Here is a 24,227-nt window from a genome sequence, read left to right on the forward strand (position 1 = left end):
GAGGGCCTAGGGGGACGCGGACGTGAACGAGCTGGTGCGCTGGCGGACCGAGCACGGCACCATCGTCGTCGAGACCGACTCCACCGAACCGGGCATGCGGTCGGTGGCGCGCGGCGACGGACTCGTCCACGACGCCGGCGCCAAGTTCGAGGACGCGTTCCAGCACGTCCGGGACGCCGCCGAGGCCGCGCTCGCCGCGCTGCGCGGCGGCGACCTGAACCCCGACGCGGTCGAGCTGGAGTTCGGGGTGAAGCTGAACGCCGTCGCCGGCGCCGTCATCGCCAAGACGTCCGTGGAGGGGCACCTGAAGGTCAAGCTGACCTGGGGCGAGCCGAAGGCCGGCGCCGGGGAGGAGTAGGTGGACGACTGGCAGTGGCGCGCCTGGGTCGGGACGCGCGACCGCGGCAAGCTCGGCGCCGCGTTCCTCGTCACCCCGACCCGGCTGCTGACCTGCGCGCACACCGTCCTGGGCCTGGACGAGGCGCGGGTCGGGTTCCCCGGCCTGCGCGAGGACCTGCCCGCCAAGGTCGTCGCGCGCGGCGGCTGGCGGCGGCTCGGCGACGACGGCGACGTGGCGGTGCTGGAGCTGGCCGAACCCGTCCCGTACGAACCGGCGCGGCTCGCCGATCCCGAGGACGTCCCCGAACTGGCCGGCGGCGGGCGCACGCTCGGCGTGTACGGGTTCCCCATCCGCAGCGACGACAACGAGCGGTACGCCACCATCACCACCGACCCGCACTGGCTCGTGAAACAGGAGTGGTGGCAGCTGCAGACGGCACCCGGCTACGCACTGGAGGAGGGGTACAGCGGCTCCGCCGTGTACGACACGGCGACCGGAACCGTCGTCGGGATGGTCACCAACGCCGAACTCGGCGACCACGACCGCGCCGAGCTCGGCTGGATGCTGCCGCTCTCCCGGATCCGCACGCACTGGGAGGAACTCGACGACGTCCTGCCGCTGCGCTGGCTCACCCCCGACGCCCGCGGCGACCTGCGCCGCATCCTCGACGGCATCCCGTACTCCGGCCCGCTCGCCGCCGACCTCGAACGCGCCGCCGGACGCCCGCCCCGCGAGGAGTTCCGCTCCGCGTGGGCGTCCGTCCGGTACGTCGCCGAAGGCTGGCCGCACGACCCCGACCGGCTCGCCCGCTACCTCACCGCCCTCGGCCGCCACCTGCCCGGAGCCCGCCGCGGCAAGCTCGACGCCTGGACGGCGCGCCATCTGCGCCCCGCCCCCGGCGAGGCCGAAGAGGAACCCGCGTCCATCATCGTCCGGCTGGAACGGCTCACCTTCGACCGCTCCTACGACCTCACCGTGCACACCTGGATCAACGGCGCCGAGGGGCCTTCGCAGCCCACCGTCCGCGTCCCCGAGGGCGAGGTCCGCGGCGCCGTGCAGGACGCCGTCGCCCGCACCCGCCAGGCCGTCATCGGACGCCGGTGGATGATCGAGTTCGCGGTGCCGGAGAGCTGGCTCGGCAAGCCGTTCGAGCAGTGGTACGTCGACGCCCGCAACAAGATCCCCATGCGGATGTACCCGGTGGTCGTCCGGGACGTCGACCGGCTGCGGCCCGACTCCATCCGGCGCGACCAGGCGCACCAGCGGTGGCGGGTGCTCACCGGCCGCGGCCGCAGCGACCCCCGCCGCGTCGGCTGCGACGCGCCCCGCAAGGGCAGCGCCTTCCACGACTGGCTCGAGGCCAACACCGACTACTGCGTCCTGGTCTACGGCGCCCGCCCGCTGCGCAGCTGGCTCACCGCCGCGCTCAACAACGGCGTCCCCGTCATGCTGTGGCCCCGCACCTCCTGCACCGACGCCGCGCACCACGACTGCCGCGGCCACCGCGCCGCCGCCTCCCTCACCGCCGCCATCGCCGGCGCGCCGCCCGCCGACCTGCCCCGCATCGCCCTCGACCTGCGCAAGGAGGCCCTGCAGGCGCCGAAGGACGAGCCGCACTGCGGCCGCGAACTCACCCTGCTGTGGGACGACCCGTCCCGCCTCCCCGACCCGCCGCTCGCCATGGAGGTATAGGTGCCCGACTGGCTGCTCTACACGGGGAGCCGTCGCCCCCACGACGGCATCGACCGGCTCCCGCCGCCCCCGCCGTGGCGCGACTTCGACGGCGGCCCCGTCCTGCCCCCGTCCGACGGCGAGTCGGGCAACAGGCACCAGGCCACCACGTACCGGCCGTCGGACGACGCCGTCCAGCAGGTCAACGCCGCCCTGTACCTGCGGCGCCCGCTGCTCGTCACCGGACCGCCCGGCACCGGCAAGTCCACGCTCGCCTACGCGGTCGCGCACGAACTCGGCCTCGGCCCTGTCCTGCACTGGCCCATCACTTCACGCACCACGCTCCGCGACGGCCTCTACCAGTACGACCCGCTCACCCGGCTGTACGCCGCCCGCGACGGCGACGCCCCCGCGACCGACGAGGACATCGGCCGCTACATCCGGCTCGGGCCGCTCGGCACCGCGCTGCTCCCCTACGCCCGGCCGCGCGTCCTGCTCGTCGACGAGATCGACAAGAGCGACATCGACCTGCCCAACGACCTGCTCACCGTCTTCGAGAAGGGCGAGTACGAGATCCCCGAGCTGACCCGGCGCGCCGACCCGTCCGCCGAGGTCATGACCGCCGACGGCGCCGGAGCCCGCGTCACCGTCACCGCCGGGACCGTCCGCTGCAACGCGTTCCCGCTGGTCGTGATGACCAGCAACGGCGAGCGCGAGTTCCCGCCCGCGTTCCTGCGCCGCTGCGTCACCGTCGAGCTCCACCAGCCCGCCGACAAGGCCGAACTGTCCGCGATCGTCCGCGAGCACCTCGGCGAACTCGCCGACCAGAGCGAGGACCTCGTAAGCCGCTTCTTCGAACGGTCCGCCTCCGGCACCCTCGCCACCGACCAGCTCCTCAACGCCGTCTACCTGTGCCGGCACGCCGGCGCCGGTGACCGCGAGGCGCTCGCCGACCGCATCATGCGCCGGCTGGCAGGCCCGATCGATGACGATTGACCGGCTCCGAGACACCCTCGGCGCCGTCTCGGGAGACCCTCCGGACGCGCTGGAACTGAGCGAGATGCTGTGGCTCGCCGGCCACATCACGCCCGCCTCCCCGTCGGAGCCGGAGCCCGCCCCCGTACCGGTTCCGGACGAGGTCGTCCCGCCACCCGCCGAGCCGCGAACGGTCGAACCGCCGCCCGCACGCGTCCCCGAACCGCGCACCACGCTGCATCCGCGTCCCGCCCCCTCCGCGGGTTCCGTGACGGACACCGGACCCGCCACCGAAGTGCTCGTCCCGACCGCGCCGATGCTGCCCGACCCGCTCGGCGTGCAGCGCGCCCTCCGCCCCCTCAAACGGCGCGTCCCGTCCCGGCACCGCCAGGAACTCGACGAGGACGCCACCGCCGCCCGCATCGCCGACACCCGCTTGTGGACACCCGTCCTCATCCCCGCCCCCGAACGCTGGCTCACCCTCACCCTCGTCGTCGACACCGGCCCCACCATGCGGCTATGGCGGCCCCTCGCCCGCGAACTCGCCGAAGCCCTGGTCCGTCAGGGCGCCTTCCACAACGTCACCGTCGCCCACCTCGACACCGCCGGACGCATCACCTCCGGCGGCGGCGCACCGCCCCGCGACCCCGGCACCGTCCAGGACGCCTCCGGACGCCACGCCGTCCTCCTCCTCAGCGACTGCTCCGGCCCCCACTGGTGGGACGGGCACCCCGCCCGCGCGGTCCGGCGGTGGGCGCAGAACGGCCCCACCGCCATCCTCCAGCCGCTCGCCGAACGCCTCTGGCGCCGCACCGCCGCCCCCACCACACCCGGCCTCGCCGTCCTCCCCCGCCCCGGCGGGCCCAACACCGGCCTGCGCTTCGACCCGTTCGACGGCGGGCCGGCGGACGGCGTGCCCGTCCCCGTCCTGGAGGTGTCACCCCGGTGGTTCGGCGCGTGGGCACGGCTGGTGTCCGGCTCCGGGCCGCAGCCCACCGCGATCACCTTCCTTCCGTCCCGGCCTTCGCCGTCGGCGCCCGTCCGGCGGGAACGCGAACTGCCCGTCGCCGAACGCGTCCGCCGCTTTCTCTCCACCGCCTCCGCCGACGCCGCCGAACTCGCCGCGCACGTCGCCGTCTCCGTCCCGTCCCTGCCGGTGATGCGGCTCATCCAGCACGGCGTCCTCGGCGGCTCCGACCCCGGCCGCCTCGCCGAGGTCCTGCTCAGCGGGCTGCTCCGGCCGCTGGACGACATCCGCTACGAGTTCGTCCCCGGCGCCCGCGAGGCCCTCCTCGACACCCTCCCGCGCCCCGAGGCCCAGCACACCCGCCGCGTCCTCGAAGCCGTCTCCGCCGAGATAGAGCGCCGCGCCGGCACCACCTCCGAGACCTTCCGCGCCCTCCTCGCCACCACCGACGGCCCCCTGACCCTCACCGCCGACACCCCCCACTTCGCCCACCTCACCACCCCCACCGCACCCGTCCCGGCTGCCACCGTCCCCGAGCCCGCCCCCGCCACAGACCTCCTGGACGTCCTCGGCACCGCCGTCGACGACCTGATCGGCGACGACTGGGACCGCCCCCCACACCCCACCGCCGTAGGCGTCGACGACTCCGGCCGACCGGTCTGGGTGGACATCCTGTACGGCGGCCCCGATTGGCCGCATGGATTGATCATCGGCCCGCGCGCCGAACGTGACCGCGTCCTGCGGACGCTGCTGTTCAGCCTCGCCCTGAGCCACTCCCCGTCCACGGCCAACCTCGCGTTCGCCGACTTCTCCGGCGGCGCGTCCTTCGTCGGGCTGGGAAGCCTCCCGCACGTCGTCACCGCCGTTCACAGCATGGCGATCGACTCCCCGCTCTTCCCCCGCCTGCTCGCCGCTCTGGAGACCGAACGGAGACGCCGCGAAAATCCCGCATCGCCCAGCGGCCACGCAGGAGGCACCTCTCCCTCCCTCGTCGTGGTCATCGACAACGTTGGCCCCCTCCTCGAGGCACGTCCCGAACTGCGCGACCCCCTCTTCCGCCTGTGCCGGAAAGGGGCGGGTACAGGAATCCGGTTCCTTTTCTGTTCGCCGGACGAAGTCGATCTCCCCTTCTCTCCACGCTGGCGGATCACCGTCCCCGGCCCGGACGGCGGCGACTCGGCGTCCCTGACGACCGGCGCCGAAGCCACGCCGGTGACCTTCCGCCCCGCGCACATCGCGCTCACCGACAGCGATCCGATCGTCGAGCGCATGCGCAAACGCGGCCCCCGAGCCCCGCGCCTCCCGTGGCCCGACGACGAACCCGCGAAGCCGTCTTCCGATGCCAGGCGTGGGGCGCCGCCTCGGCTCCCCGCAGCGGACGACGTCCTGCATTTGAACGGGGCCGGGCTGGGGGCGGCATTTGCCAACGCATGGAGACTGCCCATCTCCGTCTCCAGGCCGCCGAGCATCGGGCATGACCCCGACGGGAACGAATTCGCTCCGCCTTCTCTCGATCTCGCAGTCGGCGACTCGGGCCTGGTCGTAGGCGACGTCCACGCACGGCGGCACATCATGAGAGTGATCGCCCTTGCGCTCGCCGCCAAATACCCGCCCTCCCAAATGACATTTGTCCTCGCCGGCCTTGGCGAACACCCGCAGGGCGAGGAGCTCTCCCTTCCGCACGTCCTCTACTCCGAAGAGGAGCTGCTGGGCAGGCCGCACGACCTGCAATACTTCATCAATTTCCTCTCGTCCGATTTGGACGCTCGCAGGCGGCACGCGTCACCCGAAGACCTGCCGCACTTGGTGGTGATGGCGGACCTATCTTTGACGTTCCCATCCAGCAAGCGCGAGGTGGGGGAAACGCTTCTCCAACTCGTACAGCGCGGCAGGCCCCTCGGCGTGCAGTTGATCCTGGCGTCGTCCACCGTCGAGAGCACCACGATCTGGAACCGGTTCCTGCCGCTCCTCAACTGGCGGATAGCCGCGAACCGCCTGCCACCCGCCGAACTCCGGAGCGTCCTCGGCCAGGCAAGCCTTTCCTTCCCTGACGGCGACGCCTACTTCGCGGTGTCTGGCGACGCGCCGCGCCGGTTCACCCCGGCCCACCTCCCGCCCGAGCTCAGCATCGCCGCCTTCACCGAGCAGGCGACCAACTGGGCCCGACCGGCGGTCCGGCCTACCGCAGAGGAGAGAATCCGCCAGATCCGAAGGTTCCTCGACGGAGTGCGTGAGAGCACGGACCAAGCCACGAGCGAAGCGTTCCGCGAACTGGCGCAACTCGAGATCAGAACCATAGAGGCAGATGACCCCGACGCTCCACGGCACGCCGTGTTCGAGGGAACTTATCACCCAGAGATGGATTCAGCGGCACTTCACTACGGTCGAATGCTCACGGAAACCGGAGTTCTCCAGAACGACCATCTCGTTGGAATTTCTTGGCGAATATTGGTCGAGCAGGAACCGGATGAGGCGGTACCGCCGGCGATTAGGCTATTCGAGGAAGCGGAGGACGGGGTGCTGCTCATCTGGGACGCTGACGAGCTTGCGTCCACGAGCGACTCGGTCACCCCAGATGCCGTCGACACTCTCATTGAGATGATGAACCGATTCGAGTCCACAGTGGTCGTCTTATGCGGCAACGCCGACCGCTTGCGCTTCTTGCTAGGGAGAACCCCCGAACTCGCGGCACGCTTCCAAAGGCCGGTGAGGTTTCCGAACCGCGCCACAAGCATTGACCAGCCTCAGATGGATCCGCTGAGAATGACCACGGAACGCGACTCGGGCGGCGAAGGCGGCGTGTTGCCAGAGCGGGTTGGGCGGGATGGACTGGGGATGGCGTCCGGAGGGCGCATTCCGATCGGAGTGCAGGGGGGCGGGCGGGAAACGGTCGCGCTGGACTTTCGGGTTCGGCCGCACCTGGCCGTCTACGGGGGCGCCGGTACGGGAAAGACGAACGTGCTGCGCCTCCTCGTGGAAACGCTCGGACGAGAGCAGCGGGTGCTCCTCGTCGTGATCGACCCGGCCGGCGGACTGCGCGAGACCGTGCTATCCCAGCGGAGCGCCGGACGGCCCTTGCCGGAGACATATGCCACCACGTCCTCGCAGGGCAGGGACCTGGTGCTGAGCGTCGCGCGTCTGCTGGACGAGGAGGAGCAGGGACGGGACGTGTACCTGGTCGTCGACGACCAGGACCTGCTCGCCACGGAGATGTTCGCCCCGCTCCATCCCCATCTCGGCCAGCGGGCGCAGCGGTTGCATCTCGTGCTCGCCCGCGCGGACGTGCGCGTCGGCGAGAAGCCGGACCCGCTGCTCGTGCTGGGGCAGCCGGGGTTCGCGACGCTGCGGATGGGCGTGGCCGACTCAGCCGGGCGGACGATCGCAGGGCGCGGGGTGCTGGGCCAGGGCGCCGATCACGTGATCGTGCAGGTCGCGGAGGCGCCGTGACGGGTATTGGATCGGGCTGTCTATAACGTGTTAGGGTCGGTGCATGGCTAGGCCGAGGCAGTTCGAGGAGGGGCTGGCGGTGGAGGCCGCCATGCGGGCCTTCTGGGAGAGCGGGTACGAGGCGACGTCGACGCAGGAGTTGTGCGAGGCGACGGGCCTCGGGCGCAGCAGCATCTACAACACCTTCACCAGCAAGCACGACCTGTTCGTGCGGGCGCTGGCGCTGTACATGGACGTCCGGACGGCGAACGTGGTGCGGGTGCTGGAGGACGAGGGGCGGACGGTCCGGGAGCGGTTGCGGACGGTCCTCGGCCACGCCGTCGAGGCACCGGCGGACGATCCGGTCGGGTGCCTGGTGGTGAACACGATGATCGAGATGGCGCCGCGCGACCCGGACGTCAAGGAGCGGCTGCGCAGGGACCAGGCGCGGCGGCTGGCGGCGCTGCGGGCGGCGGTCGAGGCCGGGCAGCGGTCCGGGGAGATCGACGCGGGCCGGGACGCGGGCGCGCTGGCGCACTTCGTGGTGGCGGCGATCGCGGGGATGCGGGTCGCGGCAAGGGGCGGCGCGGACGAGGCGACGCTGCGGGGGATCGCCGACACGGCCATGGCGGCGGTCTGACGGGGGCGGCCGCCGGGCCGCCTTTTTTCACGACCAAATTTTGAACTGATCAGTCTAAAAGAGGGGTGCGCGATGCCACTGGCGGTCTATGTCCTGGGACTGGCGATCTTCGCCCAGGGCACCTCGGAGATGATGCTGGCGGGGCTGCTGCCGCAGATGTCGGCGGACCTCGGGGTGTCCGTGCCGGACGCGGGGCTGCTGATCTCCGCGTTCGCGGTCGGGATGCTGGTGGGCGCGCCGGTGCTCGCCGTCCTCACGCTGCGCTGGCCGCACCGGCGGGCGCTGCTGGCGTTCCTCGCGGTGTTCGTGGTGATGCACGTCGCGGGCGCGCTGACGCCCGGGTACGGGGTGCTGTTCGCGACGCGGGTCGCCGGGGCGTTCGTGTACGCGGGGTTCTGGGCGGTCGCGGCGGCGGCGGCGATCGGGCTGGTGCCGGCGGGGGCGCGCGGGCGCGCGATGGGGATCGTCGCGGGCGGCCTCACGCTCGCAACGATCGTCGGGCTGCCGCTCGGGACGGTGCTCGGGCAGCACCTCGGCTGGCGGGCGGCGTTCTGGGCGGTCGCGGCGATGTCGGCGGCGGCGATGGTCGCGGTGGCGGCGACGGTGAAGAACGGCGGCGGGGCCGGGGCGGAGCCGCGCGTCCGCGACGAGCTGCGCGCGATGGCCAGGCCGCGGCTGTGGCTCGCCTTCGCGACGACGGCCCTGGCCACGGGCGCGCTGCTCGTCACGTTCAGCTACCTCGGCGCGATGCTGGAGGACACGACGGGGATCCCGGAGCGGTGGGTGCCGGGCGTGCTGGCGCTGTACGGGGCGGGCTCGCTGATCGGGATCACGCTCGGCGGGCGGCTGGCGGACGCGCGGGCCGTCCCGCTGCTGTACGCGGGGATCACGGGACTCGTCGCGGTGTCGGCCGCGCTGGCGCTGACGCTCGGCTCGGCGGCGCCGGCGGTCGTCCTGGTGTTCCTGCTGGGCGGGTTCGGTTTCGCGACGAACCCGGCGCTGACCTCGCGGGTGTTCGCCATGACGGACGGGTCGCCGACGCTCGTCGCGGCGACGAACACCTCGGCGTTCAACGTGGGCATCACCGCGGGGCCGTGGCTGGGCGGGCTGGCGCTGGACGCCGGCGCCGGGTACGCCTCGACCGCGTGGATCGGCGCGGGGCTCGGCGTCGCCGCGCTCGCGACGGTCGCGCTCGGCCGGGTGCGCCGGGCGGACCGGCCCGACGCGAAGGTCCAGGAGCGTCCACAGGTCAGCGTGGGTTAACCAGTGGGACGGGCCGGTGCGGGATGTCCGCACCGGCCCGTTCTGTCGCGCGTGCCTACCAGCGGCACTGCGGGGCGGGCAGGCCCCAGAGGGCGCGCTTGCCCGGGTCCTCGGCGACCGTCCAGACACGGTTCTGGGCGCGGTAGCAGGACAGGTCCTCGGGACCGTAGGAGATGGTCCGCTTGGACAGGTGCCGCCAGCCGTTCCCGCGCTGGTCGGCCTGGAGCATCGTGCCGCGCGCGGACCCGTGGCTCTGCGTGAACCACCAGTGGCCGTGGGCCCGGACGCCGCCCTGCACGCGGTCGCCGGGAAGGCTCGCGACCCAGTTCGGGTACGCGACGCCGCCGGTCCCGGCGACCAGGCCGGTGCCGTTGCGCAGCGGCCACGTCGCGACGCGTCCGCGCGGCTCCTTCTCCTTGCAGTACTCGCCCGCGATCAGCGACGGGCCGCGGGTGGTGCGGTCGATGGACATCCACGACACGCGGGGCGCGCCGTGGCCCGCGCACTTCGCGCCGGCCCAGCCGTGGGCGTACTGCCAGCTGCCCGTCTGCGGCATGACGTACCGGTAGCCGTGCCCGTAGTACTTGCCGCCGTGCAGGCCGACCCATTCGGCATGCTTGGTCGACCCGTTCCTGCCGGCGAGGTCGTAGATCCGCCGCATGTCGAACTCGCGCAGGCCCGCGCGGGTGTCGGCGACGTACAGCTTGTCGCCGAACCAGGCGATGCCGCCCGCGTGCAGGTCGATGTCGCTGTAGGAGACCCGCCCGTTCCGCATCGCCGGGTAGACGAGCAGGACGTGCCGGTAGGTGCGCCGGTCGGGGTTGACGAACGTGACCCGGACGGCGCCGTCGTTGTGCCACGAGACGAGGATCGGACGGCCCGCGCCCCACTCGCCGTCGACCGCCGCGTCCGACACGGTGGTGACGCCCTGCGGGTACCACTTGCGGGTGACCGAGTCCTTCTTGTCGAAGCAGTAGGTGCGCGCCCCGGCGGGCACCTTGGCCGCCGCGGCGCAGCCGCCCGTGAGGTGCCGCTGCCCCGGGCCGTTGATCAGCGCTTGGACGCCGCTCGTGGTGAGCCTCTGCCCGAGCGCGCGCAGCGGACGGTCGAGGTTCGCGCCGCGGCGCAGGCCGAAGTCCGCCCGGCGCGGCACGGCGTCCCGCGCCGAGGTCGAGGCCGCCGCGGGCCCGGGCTGGACGACGGCGGGGATGGACGCCACCAGCGCGGCCAGCGGGACGCCCGCCGCCAGGGCGGCGGCGCCCGGCCGCCGCCCGCTCGCTCTCCGTTTCTTGATCATCACGCCCGCCGTCCTTTCCGGCGCCGTATCGCGGAAAACCCCGCACGGCGTCCATGGAACGGCAAATGACCATTACGGCGATCCGGTGAACCGGAAGCGCGGGCCGGGCGTCCGCCCGCACGGACGGCGGACGGGACGGCCCCCTTTATCGGAAACCGTCCCGTCTGCAGCGATATCGGGATTACGGAAGGCGGCAGGTGCCGTAGTCGGACTTGGTCGGGTCGCTTTCGGAGGTGCCGGTCAGCTTCAGCTTCGCCTTGTGCCGGGCGCCCGGCCCGGCCTTCGCCCACACCACCACGTCGGTGCCGCGGCCCGCCTTCGCGGTGGCCAGCTCGTTCGGCAGCCAGGTCGTCCAGCCCCCGCCGGCGACCGTCGCCTTCAGCCGGAAGACGTCGGAGCCGTAGACGCCGGTGCCGCCCTTACCGTGGTTGTCGACGCGCATCGCGCATCTCACCCAGCCGCCGCCGGCCGGCGCGGCCTTCCCGGAGCCGACCTTCACGCCGCGGCGCTGCGAACCGGCCCCGTCCAGCGACCGGACGGCCACCGTGTACGACAGGACGCCCTTCTTGTCGCGCTTCAGGTTCAGCACGTAGAAGTGCAGCCGGTTCGCCTGGTCGACGTATTCGAACTCGCTTCCGGAATTCGTCCCGGCGTGGAACAGCGCGTCCGACAGCTGCCGGTAGTCGCCGATCGTCATCTTCTGCGGCGTGCCGTCCGGCAGGACGAAGTCGGTCTTGTCGATGTCCTGCGGGTTCGCGTCCTCGATCCAGATGAACGGCGCCCGGTCCTGGTTCTTGGTCTTCGCCAGCAGGACGCCGGAGTCGGGCGTGAACGAGTCCATGCCCATCCGGTCGACGACCTCGAGGGTGTAGTTGTCGAACCTGCCGCCGTCGCACCGCGGGTCGGTGCCGGTGTCGCAGGCCGGCTCCTTGTCGCCGCCCGTGCCGAGCTTGAGGTTGATGCCCGCGAGGCCGCCCTCGGCCGGCTCGGCGGACCGCGCCGTGATGTTCGCGACGACCGTCCCGTCCTGCGGGAGCGCGTCGCGGTCCAGCTGGAGCACCTTGCCCGCGTCGACGATGCCGAGCTTCATCTTGTTGCGGAGCATGTGCTCCGAGCCCATGGACGCGCCGCTCACCGCCGGGATCGTCCACCGGCTGTGCGGGCCGCCGGGGCCGTTGAAGCTGCCGCGGCTCAGCATGTCCCACGGGCCGGTGTAGGAGCGGCGCGGCGGCACCCCGTACGGGTTGTTGTAGTTGTCGCCGATGCCGAGGATGTGGCTGAACTCGTGCGCGAACACGCCCATCCCGGAGCTCTCCGCCTGGGTGGAGCTGCCGGTGATCGCGTTCGGCCAGATCGTCGCGCCGGCCTGCCAGGACGTCCAGTCCACGTACCGGGTCTTCACCCAGTTCGGCAGGCCCGGGTCGCCCGGCCCCCACTCGGCCGGGACGTCGTCCTTGGACTTGAACTTCATCTGCCCGAACTCCTGCCAGGTGGAGCTCTCGTCCTGGCCGGCGCTGAGGAAGAAGACGAAGTCGAACTTCTTGGCGGCCTCCTCGCCGACGTCGGCGACCCACGCGGCGCGCGCGTCCTTGCGCAGGTCGCGGTTGCAGGTGTCGCCGGCCGGGCAGCCGGTCCCGCCCTGCATGTCGTCCACGCCGTACTCGTGGTCCTTGGCGGGCATCCGGTACGCGCCGAACGCGGTCAGGTCCACGCCGTAGCGCCCGCCGGAGTCCTCCATCCAGTACTCGTGCAGCGTGTGGCCGTGGTTGAGCGCCTCGGGCTTGTTGAGGAAGTCCTGGTAGAACTTCGCGACCTGGTCGCGCGGCACGTCGCCGACGGTGTTCGGATTGCCGAAGATGGTGGAGTTCTTCGGCTGGGTGACCACGAACGGCTGGTTCGGGTAGTCGACGAGGACGACCGCGCCCTTGAAGTTCTTGATCGAGCCCTTGCGGGCCGGGTCGGCCCACGAGGTGCCGGGGACCGACGCGTAGTCGTTCCAGGTCATCGTGTCGGGAAGCTCGTAGTTCTGCGGGTCGATGGGGCGCGGGCCGCCCGCCGCGTAGGTGCGGGCGGACGGCTGCCCCCGCTGCCACGGCTGCGTCTGCGGCCAGTGCCGCATCTGCCAGGGGTTCGCGGTGGGCTTGGGGTTCGGAGTCCTGGCCTGCGCGGCGGCCGGCACGGCCGCGAGGCCCGCGAGCAGCACCGTCGCCGCCGCGGGCACCAGCAGTGTTGTCTTGGCGCGCATGTCTCCCCTGTCTCGGGTGGTCACCGAGAAAGGTAGGAACGCCGGGCGCGCCGACGCTACGGCCTACTTATACGATCTTGCGGCGTTCGTCCTGGCATGTCGCGCCGTGGCCGTTTTCGCCGTCACAACAGCGCGCGCGTCACAGCAGCGGGCGCGTCGCGACGACGATGCCGTCCTCGTCGCCGTAGAGCCAGTCGCCCGCCCGGAACTCCACGCCGCCGAACTCCACCGGCACGTCCACCTCGCCGGCGCCGTCCTTGGCGCTCTTGCGCGGGTTGGAGCCGAGCGCCTTGACGCCGAGGTCGAGCCCGCCCAGCGCCACCACGTCCCGGACGGCCCCGTTGATCACCACGCCGGCCCAGCCGTTCGCCACCGCGGACGCCGCGATCATGTCGCCCATCAGCGCGGACGCCAGCGAGCCGCCGCCGTCCACGACCAGCACCCGGCCCTCGCCCGGGGTGTTGAGCAGCCGCTTCACCAGGCCGTTGTCGCGGTGGCAGCGCACCGTCGCCACCGGCCCGGCGAACGCCGCGCGGCCGCCGTACCGCCGGAACTGCGTCTCGCAGCTGCGCAGCTCGTCCCCGAAGTCGTCGATGAGGTCAGCGGTCGCGAAGTCCATGCCCGGCAGCCTACTGCCCGGTAACCGCCGGTTCGCGGTTGCCCGTCCCCCCGCCCGGAACGTTAGTCTCGCTCATGATCATGACGACGGACCGAGGAGCGGGATGGCGGCCGGCGCGGCTACTCGCTCGGGGACGCGCGGTTCCTGCTGCGCGTCGTCACCGAGGAGCGGGACGTCTTCCGGCCCGCGCTGCCGCGTCCCGGCCTGTCCCTCGCCTCGGAGATCCGCGAGGCCGGCAACGAACCGAAGTGATCCGGCGCGAACTCCGGCGCCGACAGGCCCGTCCCATACCAGGGCAAGATCGAAAACGACGGAGGCGGTGAGGACGACGGGCAATCGCGACCTGATCGGGCAGGGGCTGGAGAACCTCCTTGAGGGCCTGCGCCCGTTCGTGGACCGCACCATGACCGGCGCGTGGGGGGCCGGCTGGGTCGCCGAGAAGGAGCGCCGCGACAACGAGCGGTACGGCACCGACGGCCGGCGCGGCTACAGCCTGAACGACACCCGCTTCCTGCTCAACGTGATCGTGCAGGAGCGGGAGATCTTCAAGCCGGTCCTGCCCCGTCCCGGCCTCTCGCTCGCCTCGCGGCTCCGCCAGGTGGGCAAGAAGTACGGCCACCAGTACAACAGCGACGCCTTCGCCGACGACGAGACCCGCGAGGCGCTGCACGCGATGGCGCAGCTGCTGAGCCTCGCCGGGGCGACGGCCGCGTCGCGGGCGGTCGCGGACCTGACCGCACGGGTCGGCGCCGGCGCGTCCGCTCCCCCGCCGCCGGGGCCCGGTTCCGCGCCGCCGCCTCCGCCTCCGCGCGGCACGCCGCCGCCTCCGCCGCCCGGCCCGGGTGCGGGCGCGCCCTACGGCACCGGCCCGCGGGGCGGCTACGGATATCCGCCACCGCCGCCCGGCGCCCCCTATGCCCCGCCGCCGGGCGGCCCTTACGCCCCGCCGCGTCCGGCGCCCCGGCCGGCGACCGCGCCGGGGGCGGGCCGGGCCGCCGGGACGGGCTTCGCCAAGGGATTCGGCATATCCGGCGGGGTCGTCGCCGGATGCCTGATCGGACCGCTCGTGCTCTTCGTCGCCATCGTCCTGATGGTGAAGGGCTGCGCGTCCGGTCCGCCGCCGCCTGCGCCGAACGACGACGGGACCTCCTCCGCCGCGTCGGCGTCCGGTGGGAAGAGGCTCGGCTCCTACGGGAACGTCCAGCTCAGCGCCGGTTACTACATCCGCCTCAGCCACGACCCCGCGCACCCGCGCAAGTACCCGATGATGCCGGACGCCGACGAGTCCAAGAACCTGGACGTCGGCGTCCAGTACGGCTACGTCGACGCGTCCGGCGGCGCCGAGATGGCGATGCTCCCCGCCGGCGCGAAGGGCGGCTACAAGACCTGCCGGAACACCACGAACTACGAGGACCGCATCGAGGTCGGCAGGGTCGCGGGACGGCGGCTGTGCCTGATCGCCGCCGACGGCGCGACGGGGCTGCTGACGGTGCGGCACGCGACCGAGCACCCGGCGGGCATCACCTTCGACCTCACCGTCTGGACGGGCCCGAAGCCGAAGTAGCCGGTCAGGCCGACGGGGCGTCGATCGGGCGGCCGATCAGCCGGGACAGGACGATCGCGGTCTTCGTCGCCGTGATGTTGTCCTCCCGGCGCAGCCGCTCCAGGGCCTGCTCCAGGTGCTGGATGTCGCGTGCCCGCACGTGCACCAGCGCGCTGGCGTCGCCGCTGATCGTGTACGCGGCGACCACCTCCGGATGGCCGCGGACGCTGGAGTAGATCTCCTCCGGGGACGTCGCGCCGGTGCAGAAGATCTCGATGAACGCCTCGGTCGTCCAGCCGAGCGCGGCCGGGTCCACCACGGCCGCGAACCCGTTGATCACGCCGTCCGCGCGGAGCCGGTCGACGCGCCGCTTCACCGCGGGCGCCGACAGCCCCACCTTGTCGCCGATCTGCGCGTACGAGGCTCGGCCGTCCTCCAGGAGCCGCGCAACGATTCGACGGTCCAGCTCGTCAAGACGCAACAAACAGCACCCCCAAAGTCGGTTTTCGTCATTGGTCGCCGGTAACCCCCGAACATACGCTGGATATGGACCGGGCGGCCAGCCGCCGCGTCCGGCCACCTCCCCCTCGGCACCGGGTTCCCGCCCGGTGTCCCGGCGATGCCCGGCCCGACCGGCCGGGCCCGAACGCGTGAAGGAGCGTCGTGACGGCGACCGAACAGCTGCGGGCGATGTCCGAGGAGCACAGCGCGCACAACTACCACCCCCTCCCGATCGTCGTCGCCGACGCCGAGGGCGCGTGGCTCACCGACGTCGAGGGCAACCGCTACCTGGACATGCTGGCGGCCTACTCCGCGGTCAACTTCGGGCACCGCAACCCGCGGCTCACCGCCGCCGCCCGCCGGCAGCTCGACCGGGTCACCCTGGTCAGCCGGGCGTTCGACCACGACCAGTTCGGGCCGTTCGTGACGGAGCTGGCCGAGCTGTGCGGCAAGGACATGGTCCTGCCGATGAACAGCGGCGCCGAGGCCGTCGAGACCGCGCTGAAGACCGCCCGCAAGTGGGGCTACGAGGTCAAGGGCGTCCCGGCCGGGCAGGCGAACATCATCACGTTCGAGGGCAACTTCCACGGCCGCACCACCACGATCGTCAGCTTCTCCACCGACCCGGACGCCAAGGACTCCTACGGCCCGTACACGCCGGGGTTCCGGACCGTCCCGTACGGGGACGCCGACGCGCTCAAGGCCGCCATGGACGCCTCGACCGTCGCCGTGCTGATCGAGCCGATCCAGGGCGAGGCCGGCGTGAACGTCCCGCCGAGCGGGTTCCTGCGCGCGGTGCGCGAGCTGTGCACCGCGAACGGCACGCTGATGATCGCCGACGAGATCCAGTCGGGCCTCGGCCGGACCGGCACCACGTTCGCCGTCGAGCACGAGGACGTCGTCCCCGACGTCTACATCCTCGGCAAGGCGCTCGGCGGCGGCATCATGCCGGTCTCCGCCGTCGTCGCCGACCGCGACGTGCTCGGCGTGTTCAAGCCCGGCCAGCACGGGTCCACGTTCGGCGGCAACCCGCTGGCCTGCGCGATCGGCCGCGAGGTGATCGCGATGCTGCGGACCGGCGAGTACCAGGAACGGTCCAGGACGCTCGGCGCGCACCTGCACGAGCGGCTCGGCCTGCTGCCCGGCGACCTCGTCCGCGAGGTGCGCGGCCGCGGCCTGTGGGCGGGCGTCGAGCTGCACGGCCGGGCGCGTCCGGTCAGCGAGCGGCTGATGGAGCTCGGCGTGCTGGCCAAGGAGACGCACGAGACCACGCTCCGGCTGGCGCCGCCGCTCGTCATCGAGCGCGAGGACCTCGACTGGGCCCTCGACCGGCTCGAGACGGCTCTCAAGGGCTGAGCCGCGACCGCGTAAAGAGTTGCCCGCGGTCCGCCTGTCTGCGGCGGACCCGCCGCGCTCGGCGGGATGGTGTGCGCATGCTGCCGAACCCGTCCGAGCAGGACGCCCCGGACCAGGACGAGCCGGCCGGCCGCAGGCGGCGCCGGGTGCTGATCGGCTGCGGCGTGCTGACGGCCGGCGCGCTCGCGCTGCTCGGCGGCGGCGCCTACCTGCTGGAGAACGCCTACAACGACGGCGTGAAGCGGATCGCGGGCGCGATGCCGGAGCGCAGCGGCCGCCCGGTGTCGACCGGGCGCGGTGAGAACTGGCTGCTGATCGGGTCGGACCGGCGCTCGGACATGCCGTCCATGGGCGCCCGGTCCGACACGATCATGCTGGTGCACCTGTCCGGGCGGGACGGCCGGGTGTCGGTGATCGCGATCCCGCGGGACAGCTGGGTGCCGATCCCCGGGCACGGCAACGGCAAGATCAACTCGGCGTTCTCCTACGGCGGGCCGAAGCTGCTGATCCGGACCGTGGAGCAGCTCACGAGCGTCCGCGTCGACCACTACGCCGCCCTCGACTTCGGCGGGTTCGTCAAGATGACCGACGCGCTCGGCGGCGTGGACGTGACCGTCGAGAAGCGCACCTACGACCCGATGCACAACCGGACCTGGCCCGCCGGCCACCAGCACCTGAACGGCGTGGCGGCGCTCGACTTCGTCCGGCAGCGCTGGAACCTGCCCGGCGGCGACCTCGACCGGATCAAGCGGCAGCAGGCGTTCCTGCACGCCCTCGCCGACAAGGCCCTCGACACCCGCAACCCGCTGAAGATCGACCGGTTCATCCGGGCGGCGACGCACTCGGTGACCGTGGACGACTCGGTGACCGCGGGCACGCTGCGCGGGCTGGCGGCACGGCTGCTGAAGACCCCGCTGATGGAGTACCTGACCGCCCCCGTCGACCGGTTCGCCTCGCGCGGCGGGCAGAGCGTGGTGCTGCTCGACAAGGCCGCCGACGGCGAGCTGTTCGCCGACGTCCGGCGGGACCGGGTCGGCGACTTCGTGGCCCGCAACGGGGCCGCGAACTCTGTCGGTACCGTCCGCTAGAACAGCATGTGACCTGTGCGGATAAGTCGGGCATCAAATCAATGTGACGACCCGGGTCTGAATGGATTAGTCTAAGTGGACTAATCGGCTTCGACCAAGAAGGTCGCATCATGTCCCGACCCCTCACACCGCTCGCGCTGACCGTGCTGCGCATGCTGTGCGGCGGGCCCATGCACCCCTACGAGATGCAGCAGCGGATCCGCGACCACGCCTACGACCACGCCGTCAAGGTCACGCACGGTTCGCTCTACCACTCGGTGGAGCGGCTCGCCTCCGCCGGCCTGATCGAACCGCTGGAGACGGCGCGCGAGGGCCGCCGGCCCGAGCGGACCGTCTACGCGGTCACCAGCGCCGGGCGCGACGCCGCGCACATCCGCCTCGCCGAACTGCTCGCCAAGCCCGTCGAGGAGTTCCCGCTGTTCGGCACCGGCCTGGCGTTCATCAACCTGCTGCCCGAGGCGGAGGTCGCCCGGCAGCTGCGGACCCGCGCCATCGCGCTGGAGGCGCTGCTCGTCGGGCACCGGACGATCAACGACTCGCTCCGCAAGCGCGGCCTGGAGCGCTACAAGCTGCTCGACCAGGAATGGTCGATCGACCGGTTCCGCGGCGAGCTGGAGTTCGTCCAGAACCTGGCCGACGACCTGGAGTCCGGGCGGCTCACCTGGTCCGGCGACGCCGGCATCACCTCGTGCCACCCGCCCGACCAGCACGAACACTGCACCGACTACGAATCACTCCGTAACGACGAGGGGGCACCATGAGCAAGTGGCGCGGGAACCCATGGGCGATCCTATTGACGCTCTCCCTGGGTTTCTTCATGACGCTGCTCGACCTGACGATCGTGAACATCGCGATCCCGAGCATGATCGACAAGCTGAACGCCTCGCTGGACGAGGTCCTCTGGGTGGTCAACGCCTACATCCTGGTGCTGGCCGTGCTGCTCATCACCGCCGGCCGCCTCGGCGACCTGTGGGGCAAGAAGAACCTGTTCATCGCCGGTGTCGCGCTGTTCACCGTGTCCAGCCTGGCGTGCGGGATCTCGCAGGACCCGGCCCAGCTGATCATCGCCCGCGGCGTGCAGGGCCTCGGCGCCGCCCTGCTGATGCCGCAGACCATGTCGATGATCATCAGCGTGTTCCCGGCCGAGCGGCGCGGCGCCGCGCTCGGCATCTGGGGCGCGGTCGCGGGCGTGTCCACCATCGCCGGCCCCACCATCGGCGGCCTGCTGGTCACCAGCCTCGACTGGCGGTGGATCTTCTTCGTGAACCTGCCGATCGGCATCATCGTGCTGGCGCTGGCGTTCCCGATCCTGCCGAGCCACACCCCGACGGTGAAGCACCGCTTCGACATCGCCGGCGTCGCGCTCGCCTCCGCCGGGCTGTTCTGCCTGACGTTCGCGCTGACCGAGGGCCAGAAGTACGACTGGAACGAGGGCATCTGGGGCCTCATCGCCGCCGGGATCGGGCTCTTCGTCGTCTTCTACCTCTACCAGCGGACCCAGCAGGACCGCGAGCCGCTGGTGCCGTTCTCGCTGTTCCGCGACCGCAACTTCACCATCCTCAACTTCGTCGGCGCCGCCGTCTCCATCGGCATGATCGGCATGTTCCTGCCGATGACGATCTACATGCAGTCCGTGCTCGGCTTCAGCGCCCTCAAGGCCGGTCTCGTGATGGCGCCGTCCTCGGTCGTGTCGATGTTCCTCGCGCCCGTCGCCGGCAAGCTGTCCGACCGCATCGGCGGCAAGTTCATCCTGATGGCCGGCCTCACCCTCTACGCGATCGGCATGCTGTGGCTGGTGCTCGTCGCCGAGGTCGGGACGGGCTGGACCGCGTTCATCCCCGCGCTCGTCGTCGCCGGGTTCGGCATCGGCGGCGTGTTCGCGCCGATGGCCACCGAGGCGACCCGTAACGTCCCGCCCCGGCTGGCCGGCGCCGCGTCCGGCGTGAACAACACCGTCCGCCAGATCGGCTCGGTCCTCGGCAGCGCCGCGGTCGGCGCCGTCCTGCAGAACCAGCTCGCCTCCTCGCTCAAGGACGAGGCCGCGACCCGCGCGGCCGCGCTCCCGCCGGAGGTGCGGCCGGGCTTCGTCAAGGGCTTCGCCGGCGCCGCCAAGGGCGGCCTGGAGGTCGGCGCGGGCCAGACCGGCACGCAGCAGAAGCTGCCGCCGGGCGTCCCGCAGAGCGTCGCGCACCAGATCCAGCAGGTCGCCGGCCAGGTCTTCTCGCACGGCTTCGTGCACGCCATGAAGCCGACGATGATCCTGCCGATCGTCGTCGTCCTGGCCAGCGCCGCGGCCTGCTTCGGCGTCAAGGGCTACCGCTCCACCCCGGCCCCCGGCAAAACCGACCCAGCCCCCGCCACCGTCAACAGCTAGCCGACCCGGCAGGTTGAAGCTAGGCCACCGTCACGGGCAGGCACGCGGAGCGAGCTCTGCGAGCGCAGCGGGCCTGCCCGACGACGGACAATGCGTTTCGCGCGGAGCGCTAGCGGAGCGGGAAACGTGTTGTCCGTCGTGACGGGGGTTCCAGGGGGTCGCCCCCCTGGGACAAGTGGGCGTTTCACGCGGAGCGCCAGCGGAGCGGGAAACGCCTCGTCCGTCGCAACGGGGGTTCCAGGGGGTCGCCCCCCTGGGAAAACACAGCCCCCTGGGTTAACTCAAAAATCTGTAGTCGCCGCCGTAGAAGATGAGGGGGCGGGCGTCGGGGGACGGGACGTCCAGGCTCAGGACCTCGCCCACGACGATGCTGTGGTCGCCCGCCTCATGGACGGCGTGGGTGCGGCATTCCAGGGCCGCGACGGCGTTCTTGAAGATCGCGGCGCCGGTGACGGGGCCGCGGGCGTGGTCCCAACCTTGCAGCTGGCCGTCCAGCATCCGGCCGCGGGTCGCGAACCACTGGGAGGCGTCCCGCATCTCCTCGGCGAGCACCGACACCGCCCACTCGCCCGCCTCCAGGGCCAGGTCGTGGAAGCGCGCGATCTTCTCGGGGCAGAACATCACCAGCAGCGGGTCCAGCGACACCGACGCGAACGCGTTCACCGTCATGGCGTGGTCGTTGCCGTCCACCACGCTCGTCACGATCGCGACGCCCGTCGCGAACCTGCCCGCCACCCGCCGGAACAGGTCGGGATCCACGCCCGGGCCCACACGGTCGCCGCTCATGACCCGCACACCCTAGCGATCCCCCTACCCGCGGGTACGCGCCGCCCTCCCGGTGAGCCACTGCCCGGCCGGGCCGGGCGAGGGCACCCGCGCCACCGCGATCCCGGCGGCCACCATGCCGCCGACGATGTACACATACCCCGCGAGCGTTCCCGGAACGACCAGGTCGCCCTCCGGTCGCTGCATGGACAGCACTATCACCACGACGCCCCAGACCACCGACGGCACCGCCGCGCCGATCTTGCCGCCCATCCCCCAGCCGGAAAGCCGCGCCATCGCGTACACCAGCAGCACCAGCACGACCGAGGTGACCGGCACCTTCCCGGCCGTCCACTCCTGCGCGAACGAGCCGACCACGCCGAACACGCCGCCGAGCAGGCCGAGCGCCGCGTACGCGGCGCCCGAGACCACCGCGGTCAGCGGGCTCTCGCCGCGGCCGCCCGCCTCCGCGCCCGCGGCGGACGCGCCCGCGGCGGACGCGCCCGCGCCCGCGCCCGCGCCCGCGGGGAGATCGTCCTTGGCCAGGCTCACCCGGGCCTCGTCGTCCTCGTCCACAGGCTCAGCGTATCCAGCGTTTCAGCCCCGCGCGTCGTCCAGACCGGCGAACAGGTCCGTCTCGCGGCGGCCGGGGCCGACCGGGCCGAGCTCGCCCGCCTGCAGGATGAAGTACTCGGTGCCGAACGCCTGCTGGCCGAGGTTGTTCGACAGCGCGAAGAACGGCCCGGCCTCCTCCGGCGCGACCGTGATCTGGGTGCGGTGCGCGCGCAGCGCCGACAGCTTGGCGGGCAGGTGCGGGCGGGCGTCCACGACCGTGGTGACCTGCCCGTCCGGCACGCCGGAGCCGAGCTCGTCCAGCCCGGCGACCCGCGCGAACGGCAGCTTCGCCTCGCGCATCACCGCGATCGCCCGCGCCAGCACGGTGCGCGGGGTGGCGTAGGCGTAGAACTTCGCGGCCCGCCACGGCTCCTGCCCGTCCTCGAACGCCGGGTCGGCGGCCAGCTCGTAGGCCCGGCGGGCGACGCGGTGCGCCTGGATGTGGTCGGGGTGGCCGTAGTTGCCGCGCTCGTCGTAGGTGACGATGACGTGCGGCCGGACGTCCCGGACGATCGTCGCGAGCTCCGCGCCCGCCTCGTCCACGTCGGCCCGCCAGAAGCAGCGCGGGTCGTCGTTGGTGGCGGTGCCCATCATGCCCGAGTCGCGCCACCGGCCGGGACCGCCGAGGTAGCGGTGGTCGCGCACGCCGAGCGCCGCGGCCGCCTCCGCCATCTCCCCGATCCGGTACTCGCCGAGGCGGTCCTCCTTGTCGGAGGCCAGGTGGCGCAGCTCATCGGGGATGACCTCGCCCTCCTCGCCCAGCGTGCAGGTGACGAGACAGACGTGGGCGCCCTCGGCGGCGTACTTGGCCATGGTCGCCCCGGTCCCGATGGACTCGTCGTCCGGATGGGCGTGGACGAACAGGATCCGCGGCTCCTTCATAAGAAGCGAGCCTACTCAGGGCCCCCGGGGACGGCGATGACCGCCCTGCCCGGGCGGCCCGGCGCCCCGTCAGCCGACGCTCTGACCGCCTTCGCTGCCGCCGCCTCCGCCGCCTCCACCGCCCGTGGTGTGGGTCGGGTTGCCGGTCGGCGTCCCCCCGTGCGTCGGCTGGGTGGTCGGGGTGTCGGGGGTGCTCGGCTCGGTGGACGGGATCGGCGTCGTCGGCTCCTGCGTCGGGATGTGCGTGGTCGGCTTCGGGAAGTGCGGGCGGGTGCGGGTCGGCTGCTGCGTCGGCTGCTCGGTGTCGTCCTGGGTCCGGGTGCTGGACGGCGACCCGGAGTCGGAGATCGCCGGGGACGACCCGCCCGTGCCGGGGCTGTCGTTGTTGCCGCGGTTGGCCATGAACAGGCCCACGACCAGCGCCAGCACGGCGATCGCCGCGACCCCCGCGAAGATCGGCCACTTGGACCTGCGCTCCGGCTCGAAGTCGTCGTAGCCGGTGTGCCGGCCGCCGCCCCGGTACGGGGGCTGCTGGACGGGCGGCAGCGTGCCGGTGTAGTTCGCCGGCGACACCCGCTGGGTCTGCCCGCCGGCGGGCCCGCCCTGGTGCGCGCCGAACGCCGCGGCGGCGCCCGCGCCGGCGGCGAGCGTGGAGCCCTCCGCGAGCATCGTGGTCGCCTGCCCGGGGTCCATCCGGGTCTGGCCGACGCCGCCCGGGCCGCCGGCGCCGGGGCCGCCGGGGCCGCTGCCGATCAGCGCCATCATCAGCTGCTGCGCGGTGGGCCGCCGCTCGGGCTCCTTCATCAGGCACGCCGCGACCAGCCGGTGCAGGTCGGCGGGCACGCCCTCCAGGTACGGCGGCTCGTTCATCACCCGGTTGATCACCGCGACGACGGTGTCGTCGCCGAACGGCGGGTGCCCGGTCGCGGCGAACACCATCGTGGTCGCCCACGCCCACACGTCCACGGCCTCGGTGAGGGTGGCGCCCGCGACCTGCTCGGGGGCCATGTAGGACGGGGTGCCGATCGCCTTGGTCGCGTTGGTCTGGCCGGTGTCCAGCGCCCGGGCGATGCCGAAGTCGATCACCCGGGGGCCGTCCGGCGCCATGATCACGTTGTGCGGCTTGAAGTCGCGGTGCACGATCCCGGCCTGGTGGATCGCCACCAGCGCGGTCGCGGTGCCGATCGCCAGCCGGTCCAGCGCCGCGCCGGTGATCGGCCCGGTCTCGGTGACCTGCTTGTACAGCGACGGGCCCGGCACGTACTCGCTGGCGATGTAGGGCTGGTCGCCCGCGACGTCGGCCTCCAGCACCTGCGCGGTGCAGAACCGGGCGACCTGCTTGGCGGCCTGCGCCTCGCGGACGAACCGGTTGCGGGCGCCCGCGTCCCCGGCCAGGTCGGCGCGCAGCAGCTTGATGGCGGCCCTGTTACCCGAGGCGTCGACCCCGGCGTAGACGACCCCCTGGCCGCCCTCGCCGAGCCGGTCGACGATCTCGTACGAGCCCAGCCGCCGGGGATCGCCCGGCTGCAGCTCCGGCATGGACCACTCCTTCAAAACCCGCGAGACGAAAGCTTGGGGAGGTCTTGAGCTTACGCGAGCGGGAGGACGGCCGAGGGCCGTTCCCCGGCCGCGACGACCGCCCGGAATCATAGGGGGCGGC

Annotated in this window: 19 protein-coding genes; 11 read left to right on the plus strand and 8 right to left on the minus strand. The window is 72.5% G+C overall.

Annotated features, from left to right (window positions below):
- The first annotated feature begins 22 nt into the window (after positions 1-22).
- From J4709_RS13515 to J4709_RS13540, 6 genes are all read left to right on the plus strand, one after another.
- Positions 23-358, plus strand: coding sequence for a CU044_2847 family protein (locus J4709_RS13515; protein WP_307801214.1), 336 nt, complete (start codon positions 23-25; stop codon positions 356-358).
- Positions 359-2,032, plus strand: coding sequence for a VMAP-C domain-containing protein (locus J4709_RS13520; RefSeq protein ID WP_208240785.1), 1,674 nt, complete (start codon positions 359-361; stop codon positions 2,030-2,032). It begins immediately after the preceding gene.
- Positions 2,033-3,007: an AAA family ATPase gene (locus J4709_RS13525; RefSeq protein ID WP_208240787.1), complete on the plus strand. Its 975-nt coding sequence runs from the start codon at positions 2,033-2,035 to the stop codon at positions 3,005-3,007.
- Positions 2,997-7,400, plus strand: a complete 4,404-nt coding sequence (locus J4709_RS54690) for an SAV_2336 N-terminal domain-related protein (protein WP_208240794.1) — start codon at positions 2,997-2,999, stop codon at positions 7,398-7,400. The genes J4709_RS13525 and J4709_RS54690 overlap by 11 nt, the downstream gene beginning before the upstream one ends.
- A gap of 43 nt (positions 7,401-7,443) precedes the next feature.
- Positions 7,444-8,019, plus strand: a complete 576-nt coding sequence (locus J4709_RS13535; protein WP_232383445.1) for a TetR/AcrR family transcriptional regulator — start codon at positions 7,444-7,446, stop codon at positions 8,017-8,019.
- A 72-nt stretch (positions 8,020-8,091) separates the two neighbouring features.
- Positions 8,092-9,282, plus strand: coding sequence for a Cmx/CmrA family chloramphenicol efflux MFS transporter (locus J4709_RS13540; protein ID WP_208240796.1), 1,191 nt, complete (start codon positions 8,092-8,094; stop codon positions 9,280-9,282).
- Between the two features lie 55 nt (positions 9,283-9,337).
- Here J4709_RS13540 and J4709_RS13545 read toward each other — a convergent pair whose 3' ends face one another.
- The 3 genes from J4709_RS13545 to rraA all read right to left on the minus strand — a co-directional run bounded on the left by J4709_RS13545 (position 9,338) and on the right by rraA (position 13,443).
- On the minus strand, positions 9,338-10,582 hold the full coding sequence (locus tag J4709_RS13545) for a hypothetical protein (RefSeq protein ID WP_208240798.1): 1,245 nt from the start codon (positions 10,580-10,582) through the stop codon (positions 9,338-9,340).
- Positions 10,583-10,760: 178 nt separating this feature from the next.
- A complete protein-coding gene (locus tag J4709_RS13550) occupies positions 10,761-12,824 on the minus strand; it encodes a M6 family metalloprotease domain-containing protein (RefSeq protein ID WP_232383446.1) in 2,064 nt (687 codons plus the stop codon).
- Between the two features lie 139 nt (positions 12,825-12,963).
- Complete coding sequence (gene rraA, locus J4709_RS13555; RefSeq protein ID WP_208240800.1) at positions 12,964-13,443, minus strand: ribonuclease E activity regulator RraA; 480 nt, start codon at positions 13,441-13,443, stop codon at positions 12,964-12,966.
- Between the two features lie 319 nt (positions 13,444-13,762).
- Here rraA and J4709_RS13560 point away from each other — a divergent pair, with 319 nt between their 5' ends.
- On the plus strand, positions 13,763-15,007 hold the full coding sequence (locus J4709_RS13560; protein ID WP_208240802.1) for a Swt1 family HEPN domain-containing protein: 1,245 nt from the start codon (positions 13,763-13,765) through the stop codon (positions 15,005-15,007).
- Positions 15,008-15,011: 4 nt separating this feature from the next.
- Here J4709_RS13560 and J4709_RS13565 read toward each other — a convergent pair whose 3' ends face one another.
- Positions 15,012-15,467, minus strand: a complete 456-nt coding sequence (locus J4709_RS13565; protein ID WP_173096016.1) for an Lrp/AsnC family transcriptional regulator — start codon at positions 15,465-15,467, stop codon at positions 15,012-15,014.
- A 209-nt stretch (positions 15,468-15,676) separates the two neighbouring features.
- On the opposite strand from J4709_RS13565, the gene rocD reads away from it, so the two are divergent.
- From rocD to J4709_RS13585, 4 genes are all read left to right on the plus strand, one after another.
- A complete protein-coding gene (gene rocD / locus J4709_RS13570) occupies positions 15,677-16,843 on the plus strand; it encodes an ornithine--oxo-acid transaminase (protein WP_232383477.1) in 1,167 nt (388 codons plus the stop codon).
- Between the two features lie 77 nt (positions 16,844-16,920).
- Positions 16,921-17,931 (plus strand): LCP family protein, encoded by a 1,011-nt coding sequence (locus J4709_RS13575; RefSeq protein ID WP_208240806.1) that lies wholly within the window; start codon positions 16,921-16,923, stop codon positions 17,929-17,931.
- A 110-nt stretch (positions 17,932-18,041) separates the two neighbouring features.
- On the plus strand, positions 18,042-18,692 hold the full coding sequence (locus tag J4709_RS13580; RefSeq protein ID WP_208240808.1) for a PadR family transcriptional regulator: 651 nt from the start codon (positions 18,042-18,044) through the stop codon (positions 18,690-18,692).
- A complete protein-coding gene (locus tag J4709_RS13585) occupies positions 18,689-20,305 on the plus strand; it encodes a DHA2 family efflux MFS transporter permease subunit (protein WP_208240810.1) in 1,617 nt (538 codons plus the stop codon). Before J4709_RS13580 ends, J4709_RS13585 begins: the two co-directional genes overlap by 4 nt.
- Before the next feature lie 276 nt (positions 20,306-20,581).
- On the opposite strand, the gene J4709_RS13590 is transcribed toward J4709_RS13585, so the two are convergent.
- The 4 genes from J4709_RS13590 to J4709_RS13605 all read right to left on the minus strand — a co-directional run bounded on the left by J4709_RS13590 (position 20,582) and on the right by J4709_RS13605 (position 24,106).
- On the minus strand, positions 20,582-21,091 hold the full coding sequence (locus J4709_RS13590; RefSeq protein WP_208240812.1) for a flavin reductase family protein: 510 nt from the start codon (positions 21,089-21,091) through the stop codon (positions 20,582-20,584).
- A gap of 24 nt (positions 21,092-21,115) precedes the next feature.
- Positions 21,116-21,646, minus strand: coding sequence for a DUF6113 family protein (locus tag J4709_RS13595; protein ID WP_208240814.1), 531 nt, complete (start codon positions 21,644-21,646; stop codon positions 21,116-21,118).
- Between the two features lie 21 nt (positions 21,647-21,667).
- Positions 21,668-22,567, minus strand: a complete 900-nt coding sequence (gene mshB / locus J4709_RS13600) for an N-acetyl-1-D-myo-inositol-2-amino-2-deoxy-alpha-D-glucopyranoside deacetylase (RefSeq protein ID WP_208240816.1) — start codon at positions 22,565-22,567, stop codon at positions 21,668-21,670.
- Positions 22,568-22,636: 69 nt separating this feature from the next.
- Positions 22,637-24,106 carry a serine/threonine protein kinase gene (locus tag J4709_RS13605; protein WP_208240818.1) on the minus strand — a complete coding sequence of 490 codons (1,470 nt, stop codon included), beginning with the start codon at positions 24,104-24,106 and terminating at the stop codon, positions 22,637-22,639.
- Positions 24,107-24,227 lie beyond the last annotated feature (121 nt).

The sequence above is a fragment of the Actinomadura violacea genome (assembly GCF_017573465.1).
GTDB lineage: Bacteria > Actinomycetota > Actinomycetes > Streptosporangiales > Streptosporangiaceae > Spirillospora > Spirillospora violacea.